We start from the raw sequence: 12,215 nt of genomic DNA, 5'->3' as shown, positions 1-12,215 counted from the left end.
CGAGTAATTAAAAAGAAGATGCAAACCTACATGATTTTCCGGCAAATCCCAAGAGTCACCCACCGATTCACAGAAACTATCCACCTCCTTTTTAACACCTTCCAACACCAACCTCTTTAGCCCCAATTGTTACTATTATATCTGAAAGCACTTATCATATTATTAATTTTTTAATTTATCAGTTTCCAGACAGTGAGGCGTCATTTTTTTGACCAAATGAAAAAATAAGCTGCTTTTTTAGACTAGTAATGTAATTTTTTGGTTAATCCGAACAATTTTGTTGCATTTCCGGAGAGGATTGTGTTTTTTTGTGTAAAATTAATTACAGCATGCAATCGTTACGTTTTACCGCGCTGGAAGGTTTAGCTGGCGTCGACTCCAAAATCACCGAGCATAATGGCAAAATCACCGAAGTTTTCGGTTCTAATGTATTTGCCGGACGAATCGTACGTGAATACCTGAGCGATGAGGCATACAAGAGCCTGATGAACTCTATTAAGAACGGCACCAAGCTTGAGCGTAAAATGGCTGAGCAAATCGCTTCCGGCATGAAAGCCTGGGCGATGAAAAAAGGTGTTACTCACTACAGCCACTGGTTCCAACCACTGACTGGTACTACCGCTGAGAAACATGACTCCTTTTTTACCCTGAAAAGTGATGGCTCTGCCCTGGAAACTTTTGACGGCGATGCGCTGGTACAACAGGAACCAGATGCTTCCAGCTTCCCTAACGGCGGTCTGAGAGCAACTTTCGAAGCTCGTGGTTACACTGCTTGGGATCCTTCTTCCCCTGCGTTCATCCTGGAGCAAGGATATGGTAAAACCCTCTGCATTCCTACTATCTTCGTTGCTTACACCGGCGAATCACTCGATTATAAAGCGCCGCTTTTGAAAGCGCTTGCTGCAATCGACAAAGCTGCCGTAGATGTTTGTAACTATTTCGATAAAAACGTTACCAAGATTACTCCAACCCTCGGTTGGGAACAGGAATACTTCCTGGTAGACGAAAACCTGGCGAACGCTCGCCCTGACCTGATCCTCTGCGGTCGTACCGTAGTTGGTCACGCTCCTTCCAAAGGTCAGCAGCTGGAAGACCACTACTTCGGTGCTATTCCAGAAAGAGCTTATGCTTATATGCGCGATTTCGAAGAAGAATCCTATAAACTGGGTATTCCGCTGAGAACCCGTCACAATGAAGTAGCTCCTTCTCAGTTCGAGTGCGCTCCTATCTTTGAAGAAGTAAACATCGCGGTGGACCACAACTCCCTGCTGATGGACGTAATGAATAAAGTGGCTAAACGTCACAAACTGAAAGTGTTACTGCACGAGAAACCATTCGCTGGTATCAACGGTTCCGGTAAACACAACAACTGGTCTATGGCTACCGACACCGGCGTTAACCTGCTGGCTCCTGGTAAAACACCTAAGACCAACCTCATGTTCCTCACTTTCTTCGTAAACACTATCAAAGCCGTTCACGATTACGCTGACCTGCTGAGAGCTTGCATCGCTTCCCCTAGCAACGATTTCCGCCTGGGTGCAAACGAAGCTCCTCCTGCTATCATCTCCGTATTCTCCGGTAAATACCTCTACGAAGTACTGCAGGAAGTAAAAACCCGCGTAAACAACAAGTTCGACGAACAAGACGAAGCTATCCTGAAACTGGACCTGCACCGTCATATTCCAGAACTCATGCTGGATAATACCGACCGTAACCGTACTTCTCCGTTCGCCTTCACCGGCAACAAGTTCGAGTTCCGCGCTGTAGGTTCTTCCGCAAACTGCGCATCTGCAATGACCGTTCTGAACTCTATCGTGGCTAAAACCCTGACCGATTTCAAAACAGAAGTAGATGGCCTGATCGAAAAAGGTGAGAAAAAAGAGATTGCAATTATGCAAACTCTTAGAAAATATATTGTAGATTCGGAAAAAATCCTGTTCGAAGGCGACGGTTATAGCGAAGAGTGGGAAAAAGAAGCTGAAAAAAGAGGTCTCGAAAATATCAAAACCACTCCTAAAGCGCTGGATGCTTTCTTAACTAAAAAAGCAGCCCAACTGTTTGCCGAAGTAGGCGTTTACAACGAGAAAGAATTACACGCTCGTCACGAAATCCTCCTGGAAGACTACGTGAAAAAAGTGCAGATTGAAGCCCGCGTAATCGGCGATCTCGCAACCAACACTATTCTGCCTTCTGCGATCAGCTACCTCAACGAACTGATCACTAACATCAAAGGCCTGAAAGAAATTGGTCTCGGCGAAGAAAATGTGAAAGCACAGAAACAAATCGCTAACAAAATTTCTGAACATATCAATGTCATCAGCGAGAACGTACAGGCTATGATCGAAGCGCGCAAAGTGGCCAATAAATTGACCGACAGCCGCCAGAAAGCGATCGACTACTGTGAGAAAATCAAGCCTTACTTTGACGTAATCCGTTACCACTCCGATAAACTGGAGTTCCTGGTAGATGACAAAAAATGGGCACTGCCCAAATATAGAGAGCTGCTTTTCTTGCGATAAAACCGTAAGATTGTTTTGGTGTATGATTAGCCCCGGATTTTCATCCGGGGCTTTATTTTTTCCCACTGTATTCCCCACCGCAGTATGTCCCTATAACTTAGCTTCCCAATAATCTTAACCTATACCCTCTGTTAGCCTGCTCAACCTAATTATTCACATCTAACCGAATCACCAATGAAACTATCCCTTCGCCCCATGGCCCTGGCCATGCTCGTATGCGCTGTACAGTCCAGTTGTAAAAAAAATGACATCAACAGCCCCAAACCTTCTGCCAAAGCCCAAACTGAACTGCTCGGCTCCCCAAGAATCAAATACCTTTTACAGAATGGCGGAACAGACACCCTCAAATTCTATTACAATGCACAGGGAAACCCCGACAGTATCATCCGCAAAGTCACTAGCACCGGCTACCCATCCTATCGCTTCAACTATGATGCAAACGGCCGACTGACCACTTTCATCGCCTTTTACAATGAGTTTTATTTTGAGTATGCCCAGAAGTTCTTCTACAGTATCCCCAGTTACCCGGTACAAGATTCTATCTATAACTTCGGCTTCTACTATGGAAATGTGCTTGTTCCATCTTCCCAGTCCCAGTTTATGACCACGAACTATTTCGGCGATTATCTGGGCCGCATTAAAGCTATAGACAGAACGATCTGGATACCAGGTAATCCAACTACCAACCATCTGGATTTCAACTACAACACCGCAGGTAATCTGACTGGCTATCTCACTACAGACAACAATAAAAATCTCAAATCCTTACATCGCGTCTGGCAACTACTAAGCAACGATTTTAGTGTAAACAATGGATTCATCGCTACCAGTTACAATCAGCAGTTACCAACCGCTATCCCAGCGCTGAATGGAGGCGACCCTGCCGGAGACTTTATCCACGGCATATGGCTGGGCGGCGCTCAGATTATTTACGAATAGACTTTAAATACTCGCAGGAATATCCTGCCTATCCTAATTATTCACTATCTCAACCGAAACACCAAATGAAACAATTCCTTCACCTCATGGCGATGGCAGTGCTGCTATGCGCCGCACTCCCCAGTTGCAAAAAATTTGATACCACCTGGCCTAATAATCCGCTCCGCCCACCAAGGATCAAGCAACTGATCTACAAGACAGATTATTCCCAAATTGACACGATCAAATTTGAGTACAATGCTAAAGGAGATCCCAGCAGAATCCTCCGCAGCCATGTCAGTACAGGCTATCCTTCGTATCGTTTTAATTATGATCAGCATGGCCGCCTCCTTAATTACATTGGCTATTATACCGATAGCACTTTCGAATATGCCCGGCTATTCTTCTATGACACCCATGGTAAAGTAGTAAATGACTCTATCTATACCTGGGGCGAGTATTATGGTAATGTGTTTATAGGAAATACACATGTGCCTCACGGCCGGGGAACCTATACCTGGGATAGCCAAAACAGGATTGCCACCATTGACCGGGTATTTTCCGGACCATTCCCCTACACTACGCACGAGGAATTTACATACAATACAGACGGCAACCTGACGGTCTATCCCACCAACGACGGCAAGCCCAATATCAGGCTCATCAACCCCATCTGGCAGCTGATCAGCGGCGACTATAGTAAAAACAACGGGTATATTGCGACCAGCTACAATAACAAGCAACTGCCACTGGAGATTCCTACTGTAGATTATCGGACTTCCAGCCTAATTAATAACCTCTCTTTGTCAGCCGTGCAGGTTATCTACGAATAGCTTTAAACGATTGCAGGATTCAGCAGTCAAAAAGAGAAAATTTTCCGTAACATGCGACACCTGTTACTCCTTATCTTTTTGACTGCTGCCTCTTATGCCATGGCACAGGATTCCTCTGGAACGAAAAACCTGAACCTATCTGCTACCCAGACTGCCCAACTGAAGGTTATCAACAAAGCATTTATCAAAGATGCGCAACAGATTAGAACAGATAAAAGTCTTACCGCAGATGATAAAAAAGTAAAACTCCAGGAACTCAGCTTCAACCGGGAAGATAGAATCAAGACCGTACTCACTCCGGATCAGCTGGCAAAATGGAAACAACAACATATCGCCATGCATCAAATGGCGGATATGCACCGTACCGACAGTCAGAAGGTTCGGGCAAAAATCAAAGAGGAACTGGGTTTGACGAACGAACAGGCACAGCAACTTAAAAACATTAATAAAAGTTTTAGGGATCAGGCCAAAGCCATCAGACAGGATAACGGAATCTCCAAACAAGTTAGAAAAGAGAAACTGGACTCACTGAAGAATGTGCAAGACAGCCAGGTACAGGGAGTTCTTAACGCTGACCAGTATACGAAATACAAAGCCATTTCGGCCAGTATGCAGGACAGAATGCAAAACCTGAAAAAGACACAAAGCAGGGATATTCCTGGGAGAAATACTCCCGGAAGGAATTAATGAACTTCTCGCAATTGCTCATCACAATTGCTGTTACCATACTTTCACGGCCTGACTCCATCCATTTAATTCAATCCAGATTCCTTCAAAAGGAACTTAGCCTCAAAATAAAAAAGTCGCCTTACCGGGCGACCTTTTTTATTTATAAATGCAATGAAAAGCCCGCATCTGCAATGCAGATACGGGCTTACTTATGTGTCAAGTAACAATAGTGATGTCTCGGGGAGACACGCGTCTACTGCATTTTGAATGTTTCGATGAATTTGGTAGTGAAGTTACCTTTTCTGAAGTTCTCATCGCGCATCAGCTGCTGATGGAACGGAATGGTAGTTTTCACACCTTCAATTACGAACTCGCTTAATGCGCGCTCCATAGTGTTGATAGCTTCTTCACGAGTTTGTGCAACTGCGATGATTTTAGCCACCATGGAATCGTAGAAAGGAGGAATAACGTAACCGGCATAGATATGTGAATCCACACGAACACCGTGACCGCCAGGAATATGCAGGGTAGTGATTCTTCCTGGAGACGGACGGAAATCATTGTATGGATCTTCCGCGTTGATACGGCACTCAATAGCGTGCATCTGCGGAGTATAGCTTTTACCGGAGATAGGAATACCAGCAGCGATCTTGATTTGTTCTTTAATCAGATCGAAGTTGATAACTTCTTCAGTAACACAGTGTTCTACCTGGATACGAGTGTTCATTTCCATGAAGTAGAAGTTACGGTGTTTATCTACCAGGAACTCAACGGTACCAACGCTTTCGTAGTTGATAGCAGATGCGGCAGAGATAGCGGCAGCACCCATTTTTTCACGGAGTTCAGGCGTCATGAAAGGAGAAGGTGATTCTTCCAGCAGCTTCTGGTGACGACGCTGGATAGAGCAATCTCTTTCAGACAGGTGACATACTTTACCGTATTGGTCGCCAGCAACCTGGATTTCAATATGGCGAGGTTCTTCCACGAATTTCTCCATGTAAATACCGTCGTTGTTAAATGAAGCACGGGCTTCATTTTTAGCCATGTTGTAAGCATTTTCCAGTTCTGATTCTTCCCAAACCACGCGCATACCTTTACCACCACCACCGGCAGTAGCTTTCATAATCACCGGGTAGCCCATTTTGTTTGCCAGCATTTTTGCTTCCGCAACATCTTTCAGCAAACCTTCGGAACCTGGGATAACTGGTACGCCAGCAGCGATCATGGTTTCTTTTGCAGTCATTTTATCACCCATTTTACGGATCATTTCCGGAGTTGGGCCGATAAACTTGATACCATGTTCACCACAGATCTCGGCAAAACGGGCATTTTCAGCCAGGAAGCCGTAACCAGGGTGGATAGCGTCTGCATTAGTAATTTCAGCAGCAGCCATCAGGTGAGGGATATTCAGATAAGATTCGCTGCTCTGTGGCTTACCGATACACACTGCCTCGTCTGCAAACTTCACATGCAGGCTGTCTTTATCTGCGGTAGAATAAACTGCCACCGTTTTGATACCCATTTCCTTACAGGTACGGATAATACGCAGGGCAATTTCTCCACGGTTAGCAATCAGTATTTTTTTGAACATTGTTTTCCTGATAAGTTAATAAAAGAGTATAGCCCTCAGCAATTAGCCTTTAGTTATGCAGAGACGCGAAAACTAAAGGCTAACGACCAAAGGCTACAATGCTATTATGGTTCAACTAAGAATAAAGGTTGATCATATTCTACCGGAGTAGCGTCGTCAACGAGCACTTTCACGATTTTACCGGATACTTCACTTTCAATCTCATTGAACAGTTTCATCGCTTCAATGATACAAACAACTTTACCGGAAGCTACTTCATCACCTACGTTGATGAAAGCAGGCTTATCAGGACCAGCAGAACGGTAGAAAGTACCAATCATTGGTGATTTGATGGTAATCAGGTTGTCTGCTTTTGCAGCAGCTGGAGCAGAAGCAGCAGCAGCTGGCGCTGCAGATGCAACAGGCGCAGCTACTGGAGCTGCAGGCGCTACTGCCTGCACTGGCGCAACCGCCGCAGGTACAGCAATAACCTGTTGTACTTCGTTATCTTTCTGTTTTATTGTAATCTTAAACTTGTCCTGCTCGATGCTCAGTTCACTGATATTTGATTTGTTAATCATTTTTACCAGTTCCTGAATCTGTTTAAAGTCCATGTAGACAGCTTTTGGTTTAGAAATGTGATATAGTTAGACTAGCAATTATTTTACTCTCTCGATATATTCACCAGTTTTGGTGTTGATGCGGATCATTTCGCCTTCTTCTACGAACAAAGGAACCATTACAGTTGCACCGGTTTCTACGGTTGCTGGTTTCAAGGTACGGGTAGCAGTATCACCTTTAACGCCTGGCTCTGAATAAGTTACCAGCGCAACGATTTTATCAGGTAATTCAACCGCCATGTATTGATCAGTTTCAGTATTGATCTGAACACTAACTTCCTGGCCATCTTTCAGGAACTGAGGAGCATCAATAGCAGATTCAGCCATTACGATTTGCTCAAAAGTTTCATTATCCATGAAGTTGTAGCCAGTGTCATCCTTATATAAGAATTGGAAAGGTTTCTTCTCGATACGAACCGGGAAGATGGTATCGCCGGAGTTCCAGGTGTGCTCAATAGAACGTGTATTGTCAACGCCCTTCAATTTAGCCCAAACCTTTGCTGCTGCACGGGCGGTTTTGTTCTGACCAAACTCTACAACAGAATATAAGCTGTTATCCAGCTTGATAATCAATCCTGTTCTGATATCTGCGGTGGTAGCCATAAAAGGTTACTAATTTTTAAGTTAAAAATTTATAAGGAATGCAAAAGTAAAATATTTCGCATATGAACGAGCAACTTATTCCCAAAAATAGGGAGATTAGTGCCTTTTTAACCCTTTTTTCTTCATTTTAATGCAGAAAATGACATTAAAGGGGTAAATTGACCTCAAAATTCAAGAAATTCAATGAATATGCGTTATCTGTTTCTACTGCTGTCCATCTGCATGCCCATGCTGCTTAAAGCTCAGTTTAATCAAACACCAACGAAGCCTTCTTATTTGCAGTATCCAATCATCCCGGCATTCCCCCTGACCTTACCAGATGGCCATGTGATCACTAAAAAGGATCTAAAAAAAGAGAAAACGATGGTATTTGTCTTCAGTGTAGACTGCGATCATTGCAAACACCTCACCGAAGAACTCATTCAAAACATCGACAAATTTAAGAACTACCAGATTCTGATGATAACGCCCTTCCAGGTGGAACAAATGAAAGAATACTATAACCATTATAATATATCAAAGTATTCCAACATCATCATGGCCAGTGAGCCCACCCGCCAGATCATGTATTTCTATGACCTGAAATTCTTCCCCGGGTTGTATATCTACACCGCCAAAGATAAATTCGTCCACGGCTTCGAAGGGACTGCAAAAATAGACTCCCTCCTCTATTACCTCAAAAAATAATTTTAAGCCTGTCTCTACCAATTAGTGACAGGCTTTTTTTCTTGAATAAATAAATTAATTATTCTCGGCACAAAACGCATTTTGTTGATTCCAAATGCGTAACTTGATTATACATTTTTTGTTCACTTTAAAAAGCCATAGACAAGATGAAAGTTACAGTAGTAGGAGCCGGAAACGTAGGCGCCACCTGCGCCAACGTACTTGCTCACAGAGATTTCTTAACGGAGGTGGTTTTGCTTGATATCAAGGAAGGAACAGCTGAAGGAAAGGCATTGGATACATGGCAACAGGCACCAATCGATTATTACACGACCAAAGTCACCGGCGTTACGAACGACTACTCCAAAACAGCCGGTAGCGAGGTGGTGGTTATTACTTCCGGACTACCCCGGAAACCCGGCATGAGCCGCGACGATCTGATTTCCACAAACGCCAGCATCGTTCGTTCAGTAACTGAAAATATTACCAAACACTCGCCAAATGCCATCATTATCGTTGTCAGCAACCCGCTGGACGTAATGACCTATTGCGCATTCCTCACTGCTAAAAAAGACAGCAACAAAGTATTCGGTATGGCCGGTATCCTCGATACTGCCCGCTACCGTGCTTTCCTGGCAGATGAAATCGGATGCTCTCCAAAAGATATCCAGGCTATCCTGATGGGCGGCCATGGCGACACCATGGTTCCTCTCCCAAGATACACCACCGTTGCAGGTATCCCTGTAACAGAACTGGTAGCCACAGATAAATTGGAAGCCATAATCCAACGTACCAAAGTAGGTGGAGGCGAAATCGTCAACCTCCTCGGTACTTCCGCCTGGTACGCTCCAGGCGCCGCTGCCGCCCAAATGGTGGAAGCCATCCTCAAAGATGAAAAACGCGTATTCCCCGTGTGTGCATGGCTCACCGGCGAATATGGCCTGAAAGATATTTACCTCGGCGTACCCGTAGTACTGGGAAAAAATGGTATCGAAAAAATCATTGAACTCCAGCTCAATGCCAGCGAAAAAGAATTACTCGATACTTCTGCTAAACATGTAAAAGAAGTAATGGACGTACTGGATAATATGCAGGAAAAGGTCTAAAGCCTATCCCTGCTTGCTTAAAGAAGTAAAAGGATCAGTGGTCTCCACTGATCCTTTTTATTTTCAATCAATTAAAACCGGGAAGCGCTTCAAACTGTTAAGTAGTGTTAAAAAAGAATCGTAATTTCGATATAATAATATTGTTACATCTTTTTGTGCGTATGTCTAACCTGGAAAAGTTAATTACTCAGAAATCCTTTAGCAACGAGTATCACAAAGGGCTGGTAAGCCTCATCTTTGTGGGCAACTGGTTGACCTCCCGCCATCAGCAGTTTTTTAAAAACTACGATATCACCATGCAGCAGTTTAACATACTGCGCATCCTCCGCGGACAACATCCCCAAGCCGCCAGCATCAACGTTCTCAAAGATCGTATGCTGGACAAAATGAGCGATGTATCCCGACTCGTGGAACGTCTTCGGAAAACAGATCTGGTAGAACGCAAAAGCAGTGAACTGGACAGACGATCCGTAGACGTCAGAATCACCACTAAAGGACTGGAACTCCTTAACAGAATTGATGAAGACATCAATCAACTGGAAAATACATTGAAAGGACTGGACGAGCAAGAAGCAGCACAATTAAACCATTTGCTGGATAAAGTACTGGATCACTACTCCTGACTGAACCCCTATAGCTTTTCCAAATAATTTAAATCCTTCCCAAAGGTTTCCTCGATGCTCCACGCTGCGAGCATGGATACGCCTATGCATACCGCCGCCACAATCGCACCGCTCTGCAAAAGGCTAAATTTCCCCTGCACGGCAATGAACAATAATGAAATCAATGGGAGCATTCCTCTGGCGAAGTTAGGAACAGTGGTAGCTACCGTTGCACGCAAATTGGTCCCAAAACTTTCCGCTGCTATAGTGACGAAGATGGCCCAGAAACCTACGCTGAAGCCCATGAAGAAACATACTGTATAAAATAACACCGTGCTGGCGCCATGCAAATTCAAATAAATGGCCACCATAATAGCTGTCAGCACCAAAAATAATAACATCACTTTCTTCCTGCTCTTCCACACCTGGCTGATAAGACCACTGCTGAAATCCCCCAAGACTAAACCAGCATAACAAAATGCCACTGCATCGCCAGGACTAATCACGCCCTGTACCTGCATCTCGGCAGCAAACTTATTGGAAAACGCAATCAGAATACCTACTACAAACCAGGTAGGCGTACCCAATAAAATGCATTTCAGATATTTTAAAAACCGTTCCTTACTGGTAAAAAGCGCTACAAAACTTCCTCTCGTAGTAGCAGATTGCCGCACCTGATTAAACATATGCGATTCCATTACACTGATACGTAGCAACAGTAAAGCAAGGCCCAAACCGCCCCCAATGAAGTAACAGATGCGCCAGTCGCCCACCGCTTTTGCAATGAGATTGGCTGCAACTGCCCCAGAAACCCCCACTGTAGCCACAATCATGGTACCGTAGCCTCTTTTCTCTTTGGGCAGAATTTCAGATACCAATGTAATACCCGCTCCCAGCTCTCCTGCCAGTCCAAAGCCTGCCACAAAGCGCCAGAGAACATAACCATTGATACCATGTACAAAGCCATTAGCGATATTGGCTACTGAATAGATGAGAATAGAGCCAAAGAGCACACTGAGTCTCCCTTTTTTATCTCCCAAAATCCCCCAGAAAATACCGCCTATCAATAACCCAACCATCTGGATGTTTATCAATAACAATCCTGCCCCCGCATCAATTTCTGACTGGGGAAGCCCTAATGATTTTAAACTCGGTACCCGGACGATGGTAAATAACAAGAGGTCATAGATATCTACAAAATATCCCAGTGAAGCAACGATGACAGCAATGTTGAAGATAGAGGCTGATGGTTGATCGGTTTTCATTTTTCTTTGGCTGATAAAAATGGAAAAATAAACGTGGCTGATAAAAACAAAAATGCCATGAAAGATAATACTTCATGGCATTTTTTATTAATATTTTATTTAGACTCTGTTATTTCGGATGATTCATCTACAATGTGATGATCGTGTGGAATTTTTGCTTTTCCGAATACCAGCTTCAATATTACTGGTAGCGTGGTAATCAGCACCAGGATGATCACTATCAGTTCCAGGTGGTCTTTCAGTCCAGGGAATTTTTTACCCAGGAAATAACCTGCCAGCATCATAGAGAATACCCAGGAGAAAGAACCAACGATATTAAAGAACATGAAACGTTTGCGTTCCATGCCTACAATTCCGGCTACAATTGGTGCGAAAGTGCGGATTATTGGCAGAAAACGGGCAAAAAAGATAGCGCCGCCACCATATCTGTCATAGAACTCTTTCGCCTGATAAAGATGTTTTTTCTTGAAAAGCAGGGAATCTTTCCGTTTAAATAATACGGGGCCGGATTTACGTCCAAACCAGAATCCTACCATATTGCCAAGTACGCCAGCCAGCGCGATCACCAACATCACTATGAAGAATGGTGCATCATGAAAGCTGGCACATATCTCTTTACCATAAAATCCTGCCAGGAAAAGCAGAGAATCTCCCGGCAAAAAGAAGCCTACAAACAGGCCTGTTTCTGCAAAAATAATAGCTACTAATAGGTATAACCCTCCGTGATCAATAATCCACTTAGGATTAATGAGATGTCTGAATAACTCAATTATCTGGTCCATGCGATAAAAAATACTTTCGGGATCGGTAAAATAAAAAAGAATCTCTAATGAGAATGTTAATG

The 12,215-nt window shown here is 43.9% G+C and carries 12 protein-coding genes; 7 read left to right on the top strand and 5 right to left on the bottom strand.

Features of this window, described 5'->3' with window-relative positions:
• Nucleotides 1-329: 329 nt before the first annotated feature.
• The 4 genes from CLV59_RS01290 to CLV59_RS01275 all read left to right on the top strand — a co-directional run bounded on the left by CLV59_RS01290 (nt 330) and on the right by CLV59_RS01275 (nt 4,957).
• The gene (locus CLV59_RS01290; RefSeq protein WP_111590193.1) at nt 330-2,519 is read left to right on the top strand and encodes a glutamine synthetase III family protein; all 2,190 of its coding nucleotides are present in this window, start codon (nt 330-332) and stop codon (nt 2,517-2,519) included.
• A 174-nt stretch (nt 2,520-2,693) separates the two neighbouring features.
• Nucleotides 2,694-3,458, top strand: a complete 765-nt coding sequence (locus CLV59_RS01285) for a hypothetical protein (RefSeq protein ID WP_146616105.1) — start codon at nt 2,694-2,696, stop codon at nt 3,456-3,458.
• Nucleotides 3,459-3,523: 65 nt separating this feature from the next.
• Nucleotides 3,524-4,270 carry a hypothetical protein gene (locus CLV59_RS01280; RefSeq protein WP_111590191.1) on the top strand — a complete coding sequence of 249 codons (747 nt, stop codon included), beginning with the start codon at nt 3,524-3,526 and terminating at the stop codon, nt 4,268-4,270.
• A 51-nt stretch (nt 4,271-4,321) separates the two neighbouring features.
• Nucleotides 4,322-4,957, top strand: a complete 636-nt coding sequence (locus tag CLV59_RS01275) for a hypothetical protein (RefSeq protein WP_111590190.1) — start codon at nt 4,322-4,324, stop codon at nt 4,955-4,957.
• Nucleotides 4,958-5,192: 235 nt separating this feature from the next.
• Here the strand turns inward: CLV59_RS01275 and accC are convergent, their stop codons facing one another.
• From accC to efp, 3 genes are all read right to left on the bottom strand, one after another.
• Nucleotides 5,193-6,530 (bottom strand): acetyl-CoA carboxylase biotin carboxylase subunit, encoded by a 1,338-nt coding sequence (gene accC / locus CLV59_RS01270; RefSeq protein ID WP_111590189.1) that lies wholly within the window; start codon nt 6,528-6,530, stop codon nt 5,193-5,195.
• Between the two features lie 104 nt (nt 6,531-6,634).
• Entirely contained in the window at nt 6,635-7,123 is a 489-nt protein-coding gene (accB, locus tag CLV59_RS01265) for an acetyl-CoA carboxylase biotin carboxyl carrier protein (protein ID WP_111590188.1), read from the bottom strand.
• 45 nt (nt 7,124-7,168) lie between these two features.
• Nucleotides 7,169-7,732 carry an elongation factor P gene (gene efp, locus CLV59_RS01260; RefSeq protein WP_111590187.1) on the bottom strand — a complete coding sequence of 188 codons (564 nt, stop codon included), beginning with the start codon at nt 7,730-7,732 and terminating at the stop codon, nt 7,169-7,171.
• Nucleotides 7,733-7,921: 189 nt separating this feature from the next.
• Here efp and CLV59_RS01255 point away from each other — a divergent pair, with 189 nt between their 5' ends.
• From CLV59_RS01255 to CLV59_RS01245, 3 genes are all read left to right on the top strand, one after another.
• Entirely contained in the window at nt 7,922-8,419 is a 498-nt protein-coding gene (locus CLV59_RS01255) for a peroxiredoxin family protein (RefSeq protein ID WP_170137613.1), read from the top strand.
• Between the two features lie 146 nt (nt 8,420-8,565).
• Nucleotides 8,566-9,504, top strand: coding sequence for a malate dehydrogenase (gene mdh / locus CLV59_RS01250; protein WP_111590185.1), 939 nt, complete (start codon nt 8,566-8,568; stop codon nt 9,502-9,504).
• 161 nt (nt 9,505-9,665) lie between these two features.
• Nucleotides 9,666-10,127, top strand: a complete 462-nt coding sequence (locus CLV59_RS01245; protein WP_111590184.1) for a MarR family winged helix-turn-helix transcriptional regulator — start codon at nt 9,666-9,668, stop codon at nt 10,125-10,127.
• A gap of 8 nt (nt 10,128-10,135) precedes the next feature.
• Here CLV59_RS01245 and CLV59_RS01240 read toward each other — a convergent pair whose 3' ends face one another.
• A complete protein-coding gene (locus CLV59_RS01240) occupies nt 10,136-11,371 on the bottom strand; it encodes an MFS transporter (RefSeq protein ID WP_111590183.1) in 1,236 nt (411 codons plus the stop codon).
• A gap of 95 nt (nt 11,372-11,466) precedes the next feature.
• A complete protein-coding gene (locus CLV59_RS01235) occupies nt 11,467-12,153 on the bottom strand; it encodes a DedA family protein (RefSeq protein WP_111590182.1) in 687 nt (228 codons plus the stop codon).
• Between the last annotated feature and the right edge of the window lie 62 nt (nt 12,154-12,215).

The sequence above is a fragment of the Chitinophaga dinghuensis genome (genome assembly GCF_003259435.1).
GTDB classification, from domain to species: Bacteria; Bacteroidota; Bacteroidia; order Chitinophagales; family Chitinophagaceae; genus Chitinophaga; species Chitinophaga dinghuensis.
The sequence above is the reverse complement of the archived record's forward strand: the minus strand, read 5'-3'. Positions and strand labels throughout refer to the sequence as shown.

What these genes read in the sequence shown, in the direction of transcription:
- accB (WP_111590188.1), bottom strand. Translation starts at nt 7,123, where the DNA reads ATGGACTTTAAACAGATTCAGGAACTGGTAAAAATGATTAACAAATCA.
- CLV59_RS01255 (WP_170137613.1), top strand. Translation starts at nt 7,922, where the DNA reads ATGCGTTATCTGTTTCTACTGCTGTCCATCTGCATGCCCATGCTGCTT.
- CLV59_RS01280 (WP_111590191.1), top strand. Translation starts at nt 3,524, where the DNA reads ATGAAACAATTCCTTCACCTCATGGCGATGGCAGTGCTGCTATGCGCC.
- CLV59_RS01285 (WP_146616105.1), top strand. Translation starts at nt 2,694, where the DNA reads ATGAAACTATCCCTTCGCCCCATGGCCCTGGCCATGCTCGTATGCGCT.
- mdh (WP_111590185.1), top strand. Translation starts at nt 8,566, where the DNA reads ATGAAAGTTACAGTAGTAGGAGCCGGAAACGTAGGCGCCACCTGCGCC.
- CLV59_RS01240 (WP_111590183.1), bottom strand. Translation starts at nt 11,371, where the DNA reads ATGAAAACCGATCAACCATCAGCCTCTATCTTCAACATTGCTGTCATC.
- CLV59_RS01235 (WP_111590182.1), bottom strand. Translation starts at nt 12,153, where the DNA reads ATGGACCAGATAATTGAGTTATTCAGACATCTCATTAATCCTAAGTGG.
- CLV59_RS01290 (WP_111590193.1), top strand. Translation starts at nt 330, where the DNA reads ATGCAATCGTTACGTTTTACCGCGCTGGAAGGTTTAGCTGGCGTCGAC.
- CLV59_RS01245 (WP_111590184.1), top strand. Translation starts at nt 9,666, where the DNA reads ATGTCTAACCTGGAAAAGTTAATTACTCAGAAATCCTTTAGCAACGAG.
- efp (WP_111590187.1), bottom strand. Translation starts at nt 7,732, where the DNA reads ATGGCTACCACCGCAGATATCAGAACAGGATTGATTATCAAGCTGGAT.
- CLV59_RS01275 (WP_111590190.1), top strand. Translation starts at nt 4,322, where the DNA reads ATGCGACACCTGTTACTCCTTATCTTTTTGACTGCTGCCTCTTATGCC.
- accC (WP_111590189.1), bottom strand. Translation starts at nt 6,530, where the DNA reads ATGTTCAAAAAAATACTGATTGCTAACCGTGGAGAAATTGCCCTGCGT.